This window comes from Nostoc sp. DSM 114161, assembly GCF_052692665.1.
In genome coordinates this window covers 3,662,636-3,680,385 of the sequence record NZ_CP195141.1, presented here as the reverse complement: position 1 = coordinate 3,680,385, position 17,750 = coordinate 3,662,636, and the positions used below count along the sequence as shown (strand labels likewise).

Annotated in this window: 16 protein-coding genes and 1 pseudogene; 9 read left to right on the top strand and 8 right to left on the bottom strand. The window is 41.7% G+C overall.

The annotated features are described in order from the left end of the window. Positions 1–215: 215 nt before the first annotated feature. Positions 216–1,757: a WD40 domain-containing protein gene (locus tag NSTC745_RS16045; protein ID WP_445638019.1), complete on the bottom strand. Its 1,542-nt coding sequence runs from the start codon at positions 1,755–1,757 to the stop codon at positions 216–218. 93 nt (positions 1,758–1,850) lie between these two features. Continuing rightward, the gene (locus NSTC745_RS16040; protein WP_445638018.1) at positions 1,851–1,994 is read right to left on the bottom strand and encodes a hypothetical protein; all 144 of its coding nucleotides are present in this window, start codon (positions 1,992–1,994) and stop codon (positions 1,851–1,853) included. Here NSTC745_RS16040 and NSTC745_RS16035 point away from each other — a divergent pair. After that, complete coding sequence (locus NSTC745_RS16035) at positions 1,993–3,345, top strand: pentapeptide repeat-containing protein (protein WP_445638017.1); 1,353 nt, start codon at positions 1,993–1,995, stop codon at positions 3,343–3,345. The genes NSTC745_RS16040 and NSTC745_RS16035 overlap by 2 nt on opposite strands. Before the next feature lie 61 nt (positions 3,346–3,406). On the opposite strand, the pseudogene NSTC745_RS16030 reads toward NSTC745_RS16035, so the two are convergent. The 3 genes and pseudogenes from NSTC745_RS16030 to NSTC745_RS16020 form a co-directional block, all read right to left on the bottom strand. Then, positions 3,407–3,727, bottom strand: a pseudogene (locus NSTC745_RS16030) (hypothetical protein); the annotation flags it as partial. 407 nt (positions 3,728–4,134) lie between these two features. Then, on the bottom strand, positions 4,135–4,923 hold the full coding sequence (gene map, locus NSTC745_RS16025; RefSeq protein ID WP_445638016.1) for a type I methionyl aminopeptidase: 789 nt from the start codon (positions 4,921–4,923) through the stop codon (positions 4,135–4,137). 6 nt (positions 4,924–4,929) lie between these two features. Beyond that, entirely contained in the window at positions 4,930–5,958 is a 1,029-nt protein-coding gene (locus NSTC745_RS16020; protein WP_445638015.1) for a Gfo/Idh/MocA family protein, read from the bottom strand. Positions 5,959–6,317: 359 nt separating this feature from the next. Between NSTC745_RS16020 and NSTC745_RS16015 the strand changes: the two genes are divergently transcribed. After that, the gene (locus tag NSTC745_RS16015) at positions 6,318–6,617 is read left to right on the top strand and encodes a ferredoxin (protein WP_445638014.1); all 300 of its coding nucleotides are present in this window, start codon (positions 6,318–6,320) and stop codon (positions 6,615–6,617) included. 237 nt (positions 6,618–6,854) lie between these two features. Here the strand turns inward: NSTC745_RS16015 and NSTC745_RS16010 are convergent, their stop codons facing one another. Further along, on the bottom strand, positions 6,855–8,522 hold the full coding sequence (locus tag NSTC745_RS16010) for a SpoIID/LytB domain-containing protein (RefSeq protein ID WP_445638013.1): 1,668 nt from the start codon (positions 8,520–8,522) through the stop codon (positions 6,855–6,857). Positions 8,523–8,643: 121 nt separating this feature from the next. Here NSTC745_RS16010 and NSTC745_RS16005 point away from each other — a divergent pair, with 121 nt between their 5' ends. From NSTC745_RS16005 to NSTC745_RS15985, 5 genes are all read left to right on the top strand, one after another. After that, on the top strand, positions 8,644–8,907 hold the full coding sequence (locus NSTC745_RS16005) for a chromosome partitioning protein ParB (protein WP_445638012.1): 264 nt from the start codon (positions 8,644–8,646) through the stop codon (positions 8,905–8,907). Between the two features lie 191 nt (positions 8,908–9,098). After that, positions 9,099–9,590, top strand: a complete 492-nt coding sequence (locus NSTC745_RS16000; RefSeq protein ID WP_190956924.1) for a Dps family protein — start codon at positions 9,099–9,101, stop codon at positions 9,588–9,590. A 144-nt stretch (positions 9,591–9,734) separates the two neighbouring features. Beyond that, positions 9,735–10,385: a nucleotide exchange factor GrpE gene (gene grpE / locus NSTC745_RS15995; RefSeq protein ID WP_445638011.1), complete on the top strand. Its 651-nt coding sequence runs from the start codon at positions 9,735–9,737 to the stop codon at positions 10,383–10,385. Positions 10,386–10,712: 327 nt separating this feature from the next. Continuing rightward, positions 10,713–12,722, top strand: coding sequence for a PAS domain-containing sensor histidine kinase (locus NSTC745_RS15990; RefSeq protein ID WP_445638010.1), 2,010 nt, complete (start codon positions 10,713–10,715; stop codon positions 12,720–12,722). Between the two features lie 450 nt (positions 12,723–13,172). Beyond that, positions 13,173–13,499 carry an STAS domain-containing protein gene (locus NSTC745_RS15985; protein WP_096534222.1) on the top strand — a complete coding sequence of 109 codons (327 nt, stop codon included), beginning with the start codon at positions 13,173–13,175 and terminating at the stop codon, positions 13,497–13,499. Here NSTC745_RS15985 and NSTC745_RS15980 read toward each other — a convergent pair whose 3' ends face one another. Next, positions 13,500–14,636, bottom strand: coding sequence for a SpoIIE family protein phosphatase (locus NSTC745_RS15980; protein ID WP_445638009.1), 1,137 nt, complete (start codon positions 14,634–14,636; stop codon positions 13,500–13,502). It abuts the gene before it with no gap. Between the two features lie 298 nt (positions 14,637–14,934). Then, on the bottom strand, positions 14,935–15,702 hold the full coding sequence (locus tag NSTC745_RS15975) for a DUF1350 family protein (protein WP_445638619.1): 768 nt from the start codon (positions 15,700–15,702) through the stop codon (positions 14,935–14,937). A gap of 54 nt (positions 15,703–15,756) precedes the next feature. On the opposite strand from NSTC745_RS15975, the gene NSTC745_RS15970 reads away from it, so the two are divergent. Further along, complete coding sequence (locus NSTC745_RS15970; protein WP_445638008.1) at positions 15,757–15,936, top strand: hypothetical protein; 180 nt, start codon at positions 15,757–15,759, stop codon at positions 15,934–15,936. Between the two features lie 141 nt (positions 15,937–16,077). Beyond that, positions 16,078–17,649, top strand: coding sequence for an adenosine deaminase (locus NSTC745_RS15965; RefSeq protein ID WP_445638007.1), 1,572 nt, complete (start codon positions 16,078–16,080; stop codon positions 17,647–17,649). Positions 17,650–17,750 lie beyond the last annotated feature (101 nt).

Here is a 17,750-nt window from a genome sequence, read left to right as displayed (position 1 = left end):
AAATCCTGACATAGCCGTAACACACCCTACTTAATATTTACTTTATAAATGACCAAGCATACATCTGTCAGATTCTGATTTTAAATTTGTATGAATTCTCACAGATTATGAAACAAATTATACCAATTCAATTAATGATTGTGATGATTGAAGACGCGATTCATCGCGTCTCTACAAGTTGTGTATCGCATTTTTTTTTGAAATTCGTATTATATTTATTGGGCTTTTTTATTGTTGACATCAGGTTTAAATGATTCAGCTGATTTATCATTTTTTATCTGATTTTTGTCTGAATTTACTTTGGTATTAGGCAGTATTGCTCCAGCCGTTTTTGCATTTTTTAAATTTATACCTTCTAGATTTGCTTTTTCTAAATTTGCACCTTCCAGATTAGCATTTTCTAAATTTGCATCTTTGAGATTGGTGTCAAATAGAATTGCATTTTGCAATTTAGCATCGTTGAGATTGGCACCACTAAGATTCGCACCGCTGAGATTTGCCCAGCACAAATCGACTTCATTTAAGTTGAAATTTCTTAGATCTGCACCACTGAGATCGCACTCTTGACAATCTTTAGTTCCTAACAACTTTCTCACATTTTCAGCTACTTCTTTTCTCACTGTACCTGCTTGAGAAGAGGGTTGCCAAAGTTTGATTTCACCTAATGCACTACCAGTAACAAGAGTCTTGCCGTCGGGAGTAATAGCGATCGCTTCTACCCAAGCAGCATGATTTTTCAGAACCCGAATCAATTCACCGTTACTAATATTCCACATTTTGACTGTCAAATCCCTAGAACCAGTGAAAAGAGTCTTTCCATCTGGGCTAAAAGCAATACTGTGAATACTACCGTTATTTCCTGATAGATTATAGTTACCTTTATTATCTTCGCCTCCAAAAGGCATCTCTGCTTTGTTAGAATTTAAATTCCACAATTGTAGGCTACCAAAATTTCCACTATCAGCTAAAAGTTGACCGTCAATATCAATGGCAAGGGCGACAACTTTGGGAGATTCTGTCATCAAAGTATTTAGTTGTTTTTTATTTTTCAAGTCCCAAAGGTCAACTGTGTTTGCTCCATCACTACCAATAGCTAAGATTTGCTTTTTTGGACTCCAGGCAACAGCATTAACTGTTCCTGCGCCTCCAGATAAGGTTGTGACTATTTTACGAGTATTTAAATCCCAGATTTTAATGGTTTTTTTAGTCTTAGCGTCACTATCCTTTTCCTTTTCATTGCTGACACTAATTAAGCTTTGATTATCAGCATTAAAGGCAATAAACTTAACTTCATTTGTATAGTCATCAAAACTATGTAGCAGCTTTCCGGTGCTTAATTCCCATAGTTTTACTGTTTTATCTTCACTAGCACTAGCAGCTTGTTTGCCATCGGGACTAATAGCAACCGATTTGATAGAACCAGAATGTTTAGAAAGGGTGCTGAGAAGTTCGCCTTTTTCCAAACTCCAAAGTTTCAGAGTGCCATCGTCACTACCACTCACAAGGATTTTGCCATCAGAACTAATTGCTAGGGAAGTAATCCACTGAGTACGTCCAGAAGGTTCGGCAAGGGTACGGAGTAATTGAGTATTTCGCCAAGCTTCCGAAGGTAAAGCGTTTTTCGAGGTGGCTGCTGATGTTTTTGGGGTTTCTGGCGATGATTGAAATTTGAACCAAAGTAACCCAGCAACAGTAACAACTGCTGCTAGCAGTGTTAAAAATGTGATGGTTTTTCGGGATATTTGCGTTGATATCATTGTTATTTAGGTATCCGATTTATATTTGATTGGTTGAATTACAGGTTAATCTATGGCATGTAACCTGTGCAAATATTTGTAACAAAAAATTTTTCAGATACTGATAAGATGAGCAATGGAGCGATCGCCAATCAACTCTACAACCGAATGGAAAGTTAACGCCGCTAACTGTAACTGCGGACAATTTCTGATAAAACAGATGTTGAACTGAGTCTGCTGGGGCAAAATAGAAAACATGACGAATGAATCGAATTCCTCAAATCTACCAACCCCAGAACCTATCTCAGAACAGGACTTGCAGCCAGATGACTTTGATGGTGCTGCAACTGAGCATCATGTCACCTCAGAAGCATTAGCGACACAACAAGCTCTAGCTGCTATTTCGTCTTTGCAATCTCTGCAACATACAACAGCTCTCAAACAAGCTCGTTCTGGCTTCAGACAATCCCTTGCCAAGCAATTCACAGTTAAACCCAGAGCATTGCTGGTAATTTTTGTAGCGATCGCCGCCACTTTTATCGGTATTATTCTCAATAACTGGATTGTCGGCCTTGTCGGAACTCTGGTAACTTTACTGTTATCCCTAGCAATATTATTGCCTTGGTTCCTAGAAGTTTTTGACGAGTGGTTTTCACCCCAAGAACGGACGCTGTTCGTTGGCTTTTTGGGACTAATAATAGCCATCATCGGCTCGATCAGGTTTACAGGTATAGGCGATCGCTTGCTTGCTTTAGGACGCCAGATTAACTGGGAAACCGCTGGTAGTCTAGCTGAATGGTTTGGCGCTTTAGGGCAAATTCTCATCGCCATCATTGCCGTTTACGTAGCTTGGCGACAATACGTAATTTCTAAAGACTTGACAATTCAACAAAATCTGCTAACAGTCCAGCAAAATATTATTACCCAGCAGCAAACCATTGATTCTTATTTCCAAGGCGTTTCAGACTTAGTATTAGATGAAGAAGGATTATTAGAAGATTGGCCTCAAGAAAGAGCGATCGCTGAAGGACGCACTGCGGCAATCTTAAGTAGTGTCGATGGCAGTGGTAAAGCCAAAATTCTCCGCTTTCTCTCGCGTTCCAAGCTACTATCACCCCTAAAACGCGACAGTCGATTAGGTAGAGCTATTCTCGATGGTATGGGTGGTTACGCCGAAGATCGTCTAGAAGGTGTGCGCGTCATCGATTTAGGCGTAATGCTTGCAGCAGCCGACCTTTCTGGTACCGATTTGCGTTGGACTGATCTCAGCGAAGCTAATCTTGTCCGCGCTAATCTTGCCGGTTGTGACTTAGTAAAAGCCAACCTTTCGCGCACAATTTTATATGATGCCAATCTCACTGGGGCTGACTTCAACGGAGTTCGTTTATTCTACGGTGTAGTAGAAAAAGCATCGCCCCGCAGCCGCACCGAACCACCAGATTATCAAACAGGCGAACAAACTGGCGCAGTGATAGAAAAAGCTGATTTCACTGATGTGCAAAGGATGTCTGAGTCTGTCAGATATTATTGTTGTGCTTGGGGTGGCGAAGCAACCAGAGCCACTATTCCCGGTGGTTGTGAAGGTATTCCCAATAAATTGGGACGATAGATATCAGCTAAGAATTCAGGAGCAGAGCTTTTGAAAGCTCTGCCAAAGCATCAGAATTGCTATCAAAAATTCGCAGATTGTAAGAAAACATTCTTGCGGCAAATTTATCGTCTAATTTAGCTTGGATTTATATATGGATTAATAGCCAAATTTCTTGTCCCTCAATTTGCCAAACTTTGACTAATTTATCTGCATATCGCCTACCTTGTTCGGCTTCTCTTGCTATTTGTTGAAACTCCTTATCTAGAAATTCGTGGGGACGTTCCCAATCAATTAATGCTGCGGTTTTAGGAAAGAAAAATTGCATTGCTTGGGGAAAGTAAGCTTCTAAAATTTCTTTCCACGGACTATCATTATCTGCTCTTTCTAGTTCTTCGTTCATGAGTTGAGTGGCAAGCAAATTTAAATTTCTCAGTTTATTAATTAGTTCCTGCTAATTGACTAATACACTTCAAAATCCGTAATACACTATACAACTCATTGCCACTGTTCCACACATCAAAAATATTAGGACTAGCCCTTTCAAGGTGGTGAAATTTGGAACGAAGATTAGTTATTTCAATATTCAAAAAACCAAAATCTGAGCGTAGAACTCAGGATGGTAGCACTGAAATAAAGTATCTTGGTCGCTCGCCTTGAAAGGGCTAGTCTTAAATATTTGAAGTTGCATAGCATCGAAGATGACCTTTGAGCAGTTTAATGAACATAAAACTGCCACCAATTCAAAATTCACGGAGGAAGAATTCAAACTCCTGCCTGCTGCCTCCTACCCTAGTCAACAGTCAACCGTCAACCAACACCCCAGTAATTCTCGCCTTCAGGTAAAGTGAGAATTTCAACGCCATCTTCAGTCACAGCTAAGGTATGTTCAAATTGGGCAGAAAGTTTGCGATCGCGCGTTACAGCAGTCCACTTATCGCCCAGAACCTCGACTTCATAAGTTCCTTCGTTAATCATTGGCTCGATGGTAAAAACCATCCCTGGTCTGAGTCGCTTGCCTTTACCCCGCGTACCATAGTGGGGAATATCCGGCGCAGTGTGAAAAATGTTACTGACTCCGTGTCCCACAAAATCTCGCACCACAGAAAAGCCTTGTGCTTCAGCATACTCTTGAATAGCTGCACCAATGTCGCCAATGCGTGCCCCTGGTTTTACTTCCGCAATACCCAAGCGCAAACACTTTTCTGTCACCTCCACCAGCTTTTTCGCTACTGGGGATGGAGTACCAACAAAGAATGTCTTGGATGTATCGCCGTGGTAACCTTCCACAATCGGCGTCACATCAATATTAATAATGTCACCGTCCTTGAGGATTTGCTTGGCATTCGGAATGCCGTGACAGATGACCTCATTTACACTAGTGCAAATCGACTTGGGATAACCTTTATAACCCAGGGGTGCGCTTTTTGCTCCATGCGCTTGCGTCCAACGTTCGGCTTCATCATTGATTTCCAAAGTGCTAACCCCCGGCTTCACCATTGGTTCGAGATGTTTTAGAAGTTTGGCTGCTAAGCGTCCGGCTTGACGCATTTTGTCTAATTCTCGTTGGGATAAAATAACAATAAATTCGGTTTTCATGTTAGCCTAGATATCTTTCATAAATATAGTTAACCCTGACAGTGCAGCTCTTCGGGCAGCCTCAGCAACCTTGAGGGCGTACAAACTCTCTTCTGGGGTCACGTACAAAGGAGTACCATCTAAAAGATGGTCTAACACCATAATTGTGTCTTTGGCAAACAAACCCCGACGGGGGCCAACCTCTATAGGTGTTGTTTCACCTGGCTGGATGAAAACTCCTGTGTCGCCATCAAAAATTAAAGCACCCTTTTCACCGTGAACTTCAAACTTGCGTTCTGATTGCCAAATAGTTTCGCCTTTGCCATAGACTACCTGGGCTAAAAGTCCACTAGAAAAGCAGAGTTCGCTGGTGCATAAACAGGCTTGGTAATATTCTGATTCTGTTTCCCAATATCGTTGGTGACAGTTAACACTAAATACTTTACCAAACAAATCAGTGAGACGATGTAGGCGCGACAGAGCACCAATTAACGGAAAACCGAAAAGCTCGTGATTATAAGTCCATTTGCGGGGTGCAGGATTCTGGGGATTGATGGTGCTGTAACGGACATAAAATACTTCACCAATTTTGGCTAAGTTTTGCTTCAAAGCTTGATGCACGCCACCCAAAAGTTCTAGGTGTTCGACGTGGAGAAGTTTTTGTTGTGCTTTCGCTAAGGCGATGAGTTCTTCGGCTTCTGCCACATCCAAGGAAAGCGGATACTCGACAATTACATGTTTGCCATTGATAAGTGCTGCACGAGCGATCGCACCATGATCTCGATTTACTGTGCAAATCACCACCAAATCTATATCTTGGCGTTTTACTAGCTCTTGCCAAGAACTCAAAGCTTCAATTTCGTACTCTCTGGCAAAGCTTTGAGTTTTTTCTCTTGTATGACCAACAACTGCGACTAAGTGCGATCGCGCAGCTTGCCCTTCCCCGATTCGCTCATCATTCAGCAACGCCTCAGCCCGAAACTTTGCTGCATATCCAGTTCCTACCAAACCTACACGCACTTTCGCTTTTTCCAAACTTGCTTCTGAATTATACACGATCCTCACTAGTTCTGGTTTCGATCCTCTAATGACTGGGCATGGGGCATTGGGCAGGGGGCAGGGGAAAAGGTTAAAGGTTAAAGGGAAAAGGGAAAAGGAATAAATTTAATCTTTCCCCTTTTCCCCTTACCCCTTTCCCCATGCCCCATCCAACAAGAATATATAAACAAAACTTATTGGTATGAAGTAACTAAATTTCATTACTAATCGCGGTCGATTTAAAGTCACATAGTTTAATTTTTCTCGTAGTATCAGAATTGAAGCAAATATTAAAGGGCGGCTAATCCTATCAGACCAGCCGTGAAATTTGCTTTAGCATAACTTATACTGCCGTTTCAAAAAGAGAGGATTATCCAATGGCAAGTTTTAAAGTCACACTAGTCAATGAAGCCGAAGGCCTAAACAAAACCATTGATGTTCCTGATGATGAATATATTTTAGACGCTGCTGAAGAAGCTGGTCTTGACTTACCCTACTCTTGCCGCGCTGGTGCTTGCTCCACCTGTGCAGGTAAACTCATCTCAGGTACCGTCGATCAAAGCGATCAGTCATTTTTAGATGACGACCAGATAGAAGCTGGATATGTACTAACCTGTGTTGCTTATCCAACCTCTGATGTAACAATCGAAACTCACAAAGAAGAAGAACTCTACTAATAATTAGGCGTTTCAACAATAAATCTCTTGCAAGAGTTACTCATGTTCAAATAATACAAGCAGCGAATTTAGGAGAAATATTTTCCTAATAGTATGTGTTTTTTCTCATGATAGTTTGACGAAAAGCCTAATTTTATAACAAAGCAGGAACATTAAATTTATTGTGTTCCTGCTTTATTAACATAGATATTGCCTGTTGCTTATTCCCTCTTAAGAAAATTGCCATGCTAATTAGCTTTACAGCTTAACTTCTTTACTGAGCATTTTAATCTCAGTACCAGGATAGTAGAATTGCAAAATTTTCTGATTCGACCAACCAAGTTTAGCTAAATTTTGAGCGCCAGTTTGGCTCAAGCCGACTCCATGTCCTAACCCACCACCAATAAAGGCGTATCCCCATAGTTCTGGTTTGCCTTTGTTTAAGGGTTCTATATAAAAAAGCGTACTTGTGGGAGCAGCAAAAGCACTGCGAACTTCGTCTTTATGAAGAATAAAGGTGCTGTTATCAGTTTTGATTGCGAGTTCGAGGATGCGTCCACTCTCGCTTCGCTTCACCACAGCCATAGCCTGAATTTTCTTAAATTTGGCATGAGGGCTATTTTTGACCCGCAAAAATTTCTGTAAATCCTTGATAATATCCTCTATACGGGTTTCTCTGCGCCAACGAAACATATTCCACTTGGTTTCATTAAAACCTTGCTGCATGTTAATAAACTTTTGAAAGTTCTTTTCATCAGCTAAACTTTGCTTCGATAAGTTCCAAAGATTAGTCGCAGCATCGACTACAGGACGCAGATAAGGACGATCCTCACCATTCCAGACATCGCTGAAGGAGGCGGTAACACCGCCAGTCGTGGAAGAATACAAGGCGTCTACTAGTTCGTTTTTATAAGTCAGTACTTTACCTCTAGTTGTAGCGATCGCTTGGTCTGTTTTCGGTGCTGCTCCATTCAACCCATAATAAACTTGGCAGTGTGTATCAGCACACAACTGATAGTTATCTGCCGCAAATCTACGTAAATTTCTCAAGGCATAAGTACGAGCAAGAATGCTTTGCGCTTCTAGCGCTGCTGTTGGTGCATCAGTGCCTATTTCATAAGGTACAACGCCACGCAAATAAGTTTCTAAGGGTACTTGGTTAACTAAAGTGTACGTTCCGTAAGCGTTTGGTTGTAAATTTAACCGCCCTGCATAGAGACGAGCATTCTGTGGTTTATCGCTTTTATTCACCCGAATCAAGTTTTTCTCAGTGCTAATTTCCAACTCATTCGGACTGTAACGCTTACCATCCACTACCCAACTAACTCGCGGTACTTGTTTCAAAACTTTAGTATCAAGATATGCTTTTTCTTGATTAGCAGCTTGGATGTTCTGCAACAACAACCGTCGCAATAAAGGAGTGCTGTAAACGTCGCGTTTCGCCCAAACTTGCCAGCGTTCTGGCTGGGCTATTTCCACTTCCATTCCCTGAGAACGCCATTTTTTCGCACTATCCTCCGCAGTTTCAAAGGTGCGGTATGTACCCAAGACTACCACTTCTTCGACTGCTGGCTGGGGTAAAGCTTGCATAACTCTTTCTAGCTTGACAGGCTTACTGGTAACCACAACTTCCTGCTTGTTACCCCTTTGAAATTTTAGCTTTAAGCGATCGCCCTTTGTCGGTTCCAGTTGCAACTTCGCTGTGGCTTCGGCGCCAAATCTTTGCACAATCCCAATTTTCAGTTCTACATCGCGGATGTTGCTCTCAGGCGTCGATGCCGCAGTCAGTCCCGATAGGCTAAATGTCGCCACCAGAGTGTAGGAAAAACGCCAAAAGGAAAATTTCATAGCTCCCTGATTTTGCCCCTGAATGCGGCGTTGAAGCTGATTTTCCAATTGCTTTGTAACGCGGTCTTTTTGTCGCATGAGTGCTCCAATGATACCATTACCAGTTTTGCCCAAATAAATATCACTTACTTGCAAAACAAAGTCATAACGATTATGATTTATATAAAGGTACAAAACAAAACTAGTCGATAAACTCCTTATGGTTAGAGTCCAAGAAATTCCATTAAATCAGATTAAACGTCCGTTGCCCCGTGCAAACGATCCGAATAAAGTACAAGCCTTAATGCAATCGATTGCCGAGATTGGGCAGCAAGAACCGATAGATGTTCTAGAAGTAGATGGACAATATTATGGCTTTTCTGGTTGCCATCGGTATGAAGCTTGCCAGCGTTTAGGCAAAGAAACCGTTTTAGCCAGAGTCCGTAAAGCACCCCGTAGCGTTTTGAAGATGCACTTGGCATAGAGGATGAGGGCAGAGGAGGCAGGGGAGCAGAGGGGCAGGGGGGCAGGGGAGCAGAGGAGCAGAGGAGAAGTTAGAGTAAGTCTTTCTCCTTGTCCCCTTGTCTCCTTGTCCCCTTGTCCCCTTGTCCTCTTCCCATTCCCCATGCCCAATGCCCAGTCCCCAATTACATATAACCCAATTAGGAGAAAATTATGTCATCACAAGTAACAGTCAAAAACGTGAATATCGGCATTGACGAAGAGAGTAGGGCTAAAATTGCCGAGGGATTATCTCGGCTGTTGGCTGACACCTACACACTGTATCTGAAAACTCATAATTTCCATTGGAATGTAACCGGCCCGATGTTCCAAACATTGCACCTGATGTTTGAGACCCAGTATACAGAATTAGCGCTAGCAGTTGATTTAATTGCTGAAAGAATTAGAGCGCTTGGCTATCCCGCACCAGGAACCTACAGCGAATATGCCAAATTAAGTTCGATTCCAGAAACCCCTGGAGTTCCTAAAGCTGTGGACATGATTAAGTTGCTAGTTGAAGGACAAGAAGCAGTAGTCAGAACTGCACGGTCTATTTTCCCCGTAGTGGACGAAGTTAACGACGAACCTACTGCCGATTTATTGACTCAGCGGATGCAAGTACACGAAAAAACAGCTTGGATGTTGAGAAGTTTGCTGGAAGAATAGGAATAGGGCATAGGGGCTGAGGGAGACAAGGATATAGCAACGCTTTGGGAAAAGGGTAAAGGTTAAAGGGAAAAAAGAGATCTTTCCTTTCCCCCTTCCCCCTTCCCCTTTGCCCCTTGCCCCTTGCTCCATGCCCCATGCCCCATGCCCAATATTGATTTCACCCAAAAGTTACAAAATTTAATGCAGCGAGTGGGTATTTCTAGTTTTAAATCGCTCAGTCGTGCTGCTGGTGTTTCAGAGCGTCAAATTTTGCGGTTACGGCAAGGAAAACTAGAGCATATGCGGGTAGATGTGCTGCTGAAGCTGTCGCCAGTGCTACAGATACCATTGAGTGAATTAATCACAAATTTTTCAAGTGTAGAATTATTACAAAATCCAGCTGCTAATCAAGAATTATTAAAAGAAATTACAAATTTAAAAATAGAATACGATCGCTTGCAACTTCAATTAGAACAGCAGCGAGAAATATTACTACAAGAACTCCAGCAGTCAACTTTACAGATGCTGGAGTCTTTGTTGTTGCAATGGCCAACAGCAGCACAAAAAGCCCAGGAAAATCCACAGCTAGCAGCAGTGAAAATAGTGCCATTGGTGCAGAAACCCTTAGAAAAACTTTTACAAGGGTGGGGAGTGGAAGCGATCGCATCTGTAGGAACAGAATTACCCTACGATCCCCAACTACACCAATTGATGGACGGAACTGCACAACCTGGAGAAATAGTCAAGGTACGCTACACTGGTTACCTTCAAGGTGGCAAGCTGCTTCATAGAGCTAAAGTAAGTCCTGTATAGAAGGGACTGGGCAAAGGGCAAAGGGCAAAAGGCAATGGGGAAGCGGGAAAGGAAAGATCTCTTTTTTCCCTTTAACCTTTACCCTTTTCCCAAAGCGTTGCTATATCCTCCCTTGCCTCCTAATTCCCAGTCCCTCCAATCTCCTGAGAAAGTCAGGAATTATAAGTTAACAGTGGGGAGTTATAAATCATAAAATTCTCAGTTTTAGTATTGTCTGTTGAGAAATAACAGACACAGGGAATACTAAAACAGCAGAAGCGATGCCTCAGATAACTTTTTTGAAGGGGAAGGTGCATCTAAACTCCAGTTACAAACAGGACTTAGGGTATGGAAAAGGACAACAAAACAAATGAGTTCCCCAATCAATTATGGGAACTCGTCAGCACTTGTCCAGTCGAAAACCAACAGGAAAATGTTTCTATTGCCTTTCTATTACAAATTGTTAACGATATCAAGAAGCTTCAACGAACCCACGAGGGACTCCAGCAAGCTTATGCACAACTGGAAAGACAATTAGAAGAACGGACTCAAGAATTAATCAAAACTAACGAGGCACTACAAGCTGAGATTGCTCAACGGCAACGGGTAGAAGCAGAATTAATGCTTTACAAGCAAGCCCTAGAAAGCTCCAGCGATGCTATTGGCATAGCGGATGCTGGGGGTAATCACATCTACCAAAATTCGGCGTTTTCCAAATTGTATGAATGTGAAACTGTGCAGGACTTCATGAAATTTGGGGGCTTTTGTGCTATCTTTACTAACTTGGCAGTTGCTAAGGAGATATGGCAAGTTACTATTTCGGGTAAGCCCTGGATAGGTGAAGTTGAGCAACAGTCTGCTACTGGTCGGATTATGCAGACTTTTCTCAGGTCTTATTCTCTGAAAGATTCCACAGGTAAGAACGTTGGTTTTGTTGGTGCAATTACTGATATCACCGAACGTAAACTGGCACAAGTGCAACTCCAAGAGAAAGAGCAATTTCTCCGCACTGTCTACGAGGGATCTGAACATCTGATATTTGTAGTGGATGTTCTAGAAGATAGTGACTTTCGCTTCGCAGATTGGAACTTAGCCACAGAACGTGTGGTTGGTCTAAGCGCCACAGAAGTAATTGGTAAAACACCAGAAGATATACTCGGTGTTGTGGACGGTGCGGCAGTTCGTCAGAGATATACAACTTGTCTGAAAGCAGGTAAGGCTATTACCTACGAAGAATGCGTGAATTTTAAAGGTGAAGAAATTTGGTCGCTAACTACAATTAATCCACTCAAAGACAGTAAGGGTAGAATTTATCGGTTGGTGGGAACAACGGTTCATATCACTGAGCGTATACGAGCAGAAACTCAGTTAAAGCAGCAGGCACAAGACTTAGAAAAAGCTCTCAATGAACTCCAGCAAACTCAAATGCAGCTTGTCCAAAGTGAGAAAATGTCAGGTTTGGGACAGTTGGTAGCGGGTGTTGCTCACGAAATCAATAACCCTGTGAATTTCATTTACGGCAATCTCACCCATGCCAACGACTACATTCAACACCTAGTGGAATTCATTCGGCTCTATCAGCAACTCCATCCCCATCCCATATCTGAAATTGAAGAATTAGCAGCAGAGATTGACTTAGAATTTTTGATAGAGGACTTGCCCAAACTCCTCAACTCAATGAAGATTGGGGCCCAACGAATTCGAGAGATCGTTTTATCCTTACGTAATTTCTCTCGCATGGATGAAGCTGATATGAAAGAAGTAAATATCCATGAGGGAATCGATAGTACTCTGATGATTCTGGAACATCGGATCAAGGCTACACCCAACCGCCCTGCCATTCAAATTGTCAAAGAATACAGTAATTTACCTTTGGTGGAATGCTATGCAGGGCAACTCAATCAGGTATTTATGAATATTTTGGCAAATGCGATCGATGCTTTAGAGGAGGCAATGGGGAATAGTGAATGGGGAATAGGAAGTGGGGAGATGGGGAGACAAGGAAGTTTGGGGAGAGAGGGGGGAAAGATTTCTTCCCCATCCTCCCACACCTCCCACACCTCCTACTTGCCCAATGCCCTATGCCTAATTCCAACGATTCGCATTCATACTGAACTCACCAAGGAAAAACAAGTTGTTATTCGTATTGCTGACAATGGATTGGGAATACCGAAGGAAGTGAAACAGCGACTTTTTGACCCGTTCTTTAGTACTAAGCCCATTGGTAAAGGCACTGGTATGGGTTTGTCTATTAGCTACCAAATTATTTCACAAAAGCATGGTGGGAGCTTAGGATGCATTTCGCAGCCAGGAAATGGGGCTGAATTTGTGGTTACTATTCCTCTGAGCCAAAAATAAACTACTAACTTCATGCCAGAAAGCGATTTAATTTGTATGTTTGAGCTTGGCGTTAACCTAAATCAAAATTATTGGCTTTAGTTTTTCAAATTGGAACTTGAATTCATCGAATTATGTAGATTATTAAACATAAATAAAGTAAATAGCAGCTATAACAATTTATCAATCTTTTAAATAAAATCAACATATTTCTAAATAATATTATTAAATTGTGAGTAGTCTAATATTTTTAGAAAGATTTATACGAAGACATTTTAGAGCGATCGCTATTTTAATTAAATAAACAATCAACAGCCAATATTTATCAAAATTTCAGTTAGTAATTTCAAAAAATGAACAATTTAGCAGCATTGATTTTGATTCTTTATTTTTAGGTAGTTAAAAAATCTTACTATCGGTATATAATAGCAAAATCCAAACAACATTTACACAAATCAGCGTGAAATAATTATGAAAGAAGAAGTCAAAGTTATTAAACTCAGTGGGAGTCTGAACTCCACAACTTCACAAGAATTTAGGCAAAATATTACTAAAATTCTCGAAGTTGGCGTGAAAACTGTCTTACTTGATTTTCAAGATGTAACTTTTATGGATAGTTCGGGTTTGGGAGCTTTAGTCTTAGCTTTCAAAACCTTGAGAGCAGCAGATATTCAGCTTGTTATCTGTTCAATTAATGAGCAAGTCAGGATACTATTTGAATTGACTAATATGGATAAGATATTTGAAATATTTCCTACCCAAGAAGCCTTTAATCAGGTTTTATTGTCCAAAAATTAATTAATCAAATTTAACTTGCAAAATAGATAAGTCATCATCAAAACCATCTTTGGAGTTGAGAGCGATTAAATAACTCAGAACCTGTTCGAGTTGGCGATCAACAGAACTCTGTAAGCTAACTAATAGCTGAATAAAAGCATCTAAACTCCAAAGCGTACCATCTGATTTAGTGATTTCATAAGCACCGTCGCTAAAAATATAAAGGGTACTGAATTTTTCAATATTGCAAAACGCATCAATATATTTTGCTTCTGGAAACATCCCAACTGGCATACCGGGGGTTTTCAAGAGTTGAATTTCGGATTTTCTGGGAGATGCGCCGGTGATTAAAACTGCTGGTGGATGACCTGCACTAGCATAAATTAACTGGCGATTGATTCGGTTGTAAACTCCGTACCAGATTGTAAAGTACTTGTCATTTTGATAATTCATCTGAAAGGTATCATTCAAAGCCTTTAAGACATCACTAGGTTGATAGTAATTGAGACTTTTGAGGGCACGAGAACGAAGCAAATTCATCACGGAAACCGAGGGAAGAGTGGCTTTGAGTCCGTGTCCAGCAGTATCTAATAAATAAATTGCTAAATAATCAGCATCAAGCCAGTAATAATCGAAACAATCACCGCCGAGTTGTCGTGAAGGAATGAATCGAAAATTTATGTTGAAGGGTTCACTCATGGGAAAAGGCAGGAGCGATCGCACATATTCTGCGGCTTCTGACATTTCTGATTCTAAAAGCAACTTTTGAGTCTGCAAATCTCTACTTAATTGATGCAAGCGTAATCCTGCTCTTACCCGTGCTTGCAATTCGTTGTGTTCAATGGGTTTGGAGATAAAATCATCAGCACCAGCATCTAATCCTTTAACACAATCGGCAACTGAATCTAATGATGTTAATAAAATAAAAAATGTGGTGGAAAATTTCGGGTCTGTTTTAATGCGATGGCAGACCTCCAGACCATTCAACCCCGGCATGATCCAATCACAAATAATTAGTGCTGGATGGCAAGCCAGCGCTTTTTCTATTCCCTCCTCGCCGCTACTGGCAGCAATTACTTCATACCCCTGTTTTTCCAACATCCTTTTCAGGAGTATTTTTATTGAAGGATCGTCATCAATTATTAGTATTTGATACATAGAACGTTGCAGAAACAACTAATTAAAAATTTGCTCTCAATATAGAAAAATAAACTCTCATCTGAACTACTCCCTTAATGCTCGAAGAAAACCTAATTTGTTCGCTAACTGCAAAAAACAGCCAGTACGGTCTTTTTGGTCTCTAAAATGAGCTATTGCCGTCGTAACGAAGACAAAAAAATAGATAGATAATATGGCAATCAAAATTTAGTAATATATTAGTAATATCCCTGTATTAATACTACTAACATATTTTGATTTTTCCGTCGAATTTACGATTTTTTAAAGTCATAAAAGATTATGGAGGTGCAAGCGGATTCAGCCACAGGAGAATGCTGGTTTTTAGCTGATTCAAGTCGCGGTATGCTTCTTGCTTGAACCATTGCCCTAAGGCATCAAAGGGAGTGAAAGATGTTCCAGCTTGCCATTTGATGTCTTGACCTAGAGGTGTTGTGTGAGTTCCTGGTAAAGTTTGTGCTGTCACCATTTCAGCAAAGCGTTCTTGCAAGATTTTGGTTAAAGCTGCTGATTGGTCAATGGTGTCGTTGCTAAATTTTATTAATAAATTACGTCGGATATTGTATCGCTCTAGAACAAGTCTGTTAGTTTCCAATGGTGAGGGAGTAAACTCAATTTTCAAAGTGGAATTGAATTGTTCTACTAGGGGAATGGCTTCTTTAGCGGCGTAGTTGTTGAAGGATATTAAAATATTGCCTGCGCGTTCAACTTCATACAGGCTACCTATTAATAAGTGAAGTTTACAGCCCATACTGTGCCCAACGCCGTAAATGGGGAAGTAAAGCTTGCGTAATGCCCCAGAGTCATGTAAGCGTTCGAGGGTGCGGTCAAAGTTGAGCAGCACGGATTTGGCGATCGCTGTATGATCCAAGGTATTAACGAAAGGCGTGGCAATGACAACGTAACCCTTACTTGCCAGTTGTTCTAGTAGCCAGCGATAAGTGAGGTGCGGTGCAGTGGCGACGAAAGCACCTCCTAGAAAATGGATGATACCTATGGGATTTCGGGGAATGACTACCCAGTTACCTCTAACTTCTTTCCAGTCCATGCCGATAAGCGATCGCTTCACGAATAATATTTATGTTAGACGGGGATTGCAACCGTGGGAAGGATTATCGAAAAAGCATTGGGATTTAAACGCGATCGCCCAGGAGTTGGACAAGTTCTCAAAATTGACAATCCCAAGTCTGTTCCTGAATCGACTTCTAGTTTCAGCTTCTTAGCGCTTGTTGCTACTGTGAGCGTTACTTTCTTGTGTCAGGGTAAACCTAAAATGCCTTAACAGACTTGTCCGTAAATTTACGTATATCGTCTCTATGGTTAAAAAGCTTACATAACCTTAAATTGCTGTAAAAATTAAATGACCTTTCTCTTTGGAGTAGTAAGGTTTTGTATATCTTCATCGGACAAAAAATATATCTATATGCATAGGCGAGCGCCCTTATCTTTGTTTTTAGGAGTATTAACGAGTTCTAGCTGTTTGATCTTCAGTGCAGTAGCTCAAGCCCCATCTACTTCACAGCAGTCCTCGGCTCAAAGAGAAGCTCAAGCTGCTAGTTGGTTTGAAGCCCATCGCGCTCAACCAGGGGCTTTACGAGCATTTGTACAGCGAATGCCGAAGGGCGGAGATATCCACACTCATCTAAGCGGGGCTGTGTACGCAGAAGACTATTTGGAGTGGGCTGCTACCGATGGGTATTGTGTGAATCCAAAAGCGGGAACTTTAGTTGAACCATTAGCTTGCGGGCAAGACAATAATTATTTTCCAGCCTCAGAATTGTTGAACCGAACATCTGTTTATGATTCCCTGATAAATCGTTGGTCTACTCGCAACCTCCAATTTGCTGGAAAATCCGGACACGACCAATTTTTTGAAGCTTTTAGTGGTTTTGGGGCAATTTCAGACTCTGCGAGTCGTCGGGATGATATGGTCGCAAAAGTAGCGAATCGGGCAGCTTCGCAGCATATTAATTATCTAGAGCTAATGCTTACCGTTCAGGGCAGTGAAGTTCGACAGCTAGGGCGTGAAGTTGGTTGGAATAAAGATTTCCAACAGATGTACCGTCAATTGCTCAAAGGGGGATTAACCAAACTAGTGACACTTGGCAGCCAGCAAATAGTACAGTTGGAGCGCGAAGTCTCAAAAACACTAGGTTGCGGCACTCCATCGGCACAGCCCGGATGTGCAGTGACGGTACGCTATTTACAGCAAACGACAAGAACAAAGTCGCCCGTCGAAGTGTTTGCTCAGTTAGCTTATGCTTTTGAATTAGCTTCATCACAAGAGCGTGTCGTTGGCATCAATCTCGTCGCCCCGGAAGATAACCCGATTGCACTGCGCGACTACACCCTGCAAATGCAAATACTACAATTTTTTAAACGCCAATTTCCCAATGTCAAGGTCGCGCTCCATGCTGGAGAGTTAACCCTAGGATTGGTGACCACCGAGAATTTACGTTTCCATATTCGGCAAGCTGTAGAAGTAGCACAAGCATCTCGGATTGGACATGGTGTGGATATTCTTTTTGAGGAGCGTCCCTTCGATTTGATGCAGCAAATGAAGCGACGCAACGTGTTAGTCGAAATCTGCCTGACCAGTAATGAGGTCATTTTGAATGTCCAAGGAGATCGACATCCTTTTGGGGAGTATTGGAAAGCTGGGGTACCAATGACCCTTGCTTCCGATGATGAAGGCATTTCCCGCATTGATTTGAGTCATGAGTATCTGTTAGCGGCAACCAGATATGGGCTGGGATATAAAGACCTCAAGCAACTGGCTCGCAATAGCTTAGAATACAGTTTTGCTCCGGGAAATAGTCTCTGGAAGTCGCCTGAGTTTAAGGAAATGGTTCCAGCTTGTGCAAGCGATACTCCTGGTGAAACCTCTATTTCTAAGGGATGTAGTACTTTTTTGTACAAGAACGAGCACGCGCGGATTCAATGGCAACTAGAGTCAGAATTTGCTCGGTTTGAGTCATTGCAGAACTCGCTTTGATTGACTTTTAAGAAAAATAGACCTCTTGCTTTCATTGGTTTTTGCACTCTTGGGGGAAAAGGGTAAAGCCACGCCACTTGCTTGGCTGTCAGGAAACCCGC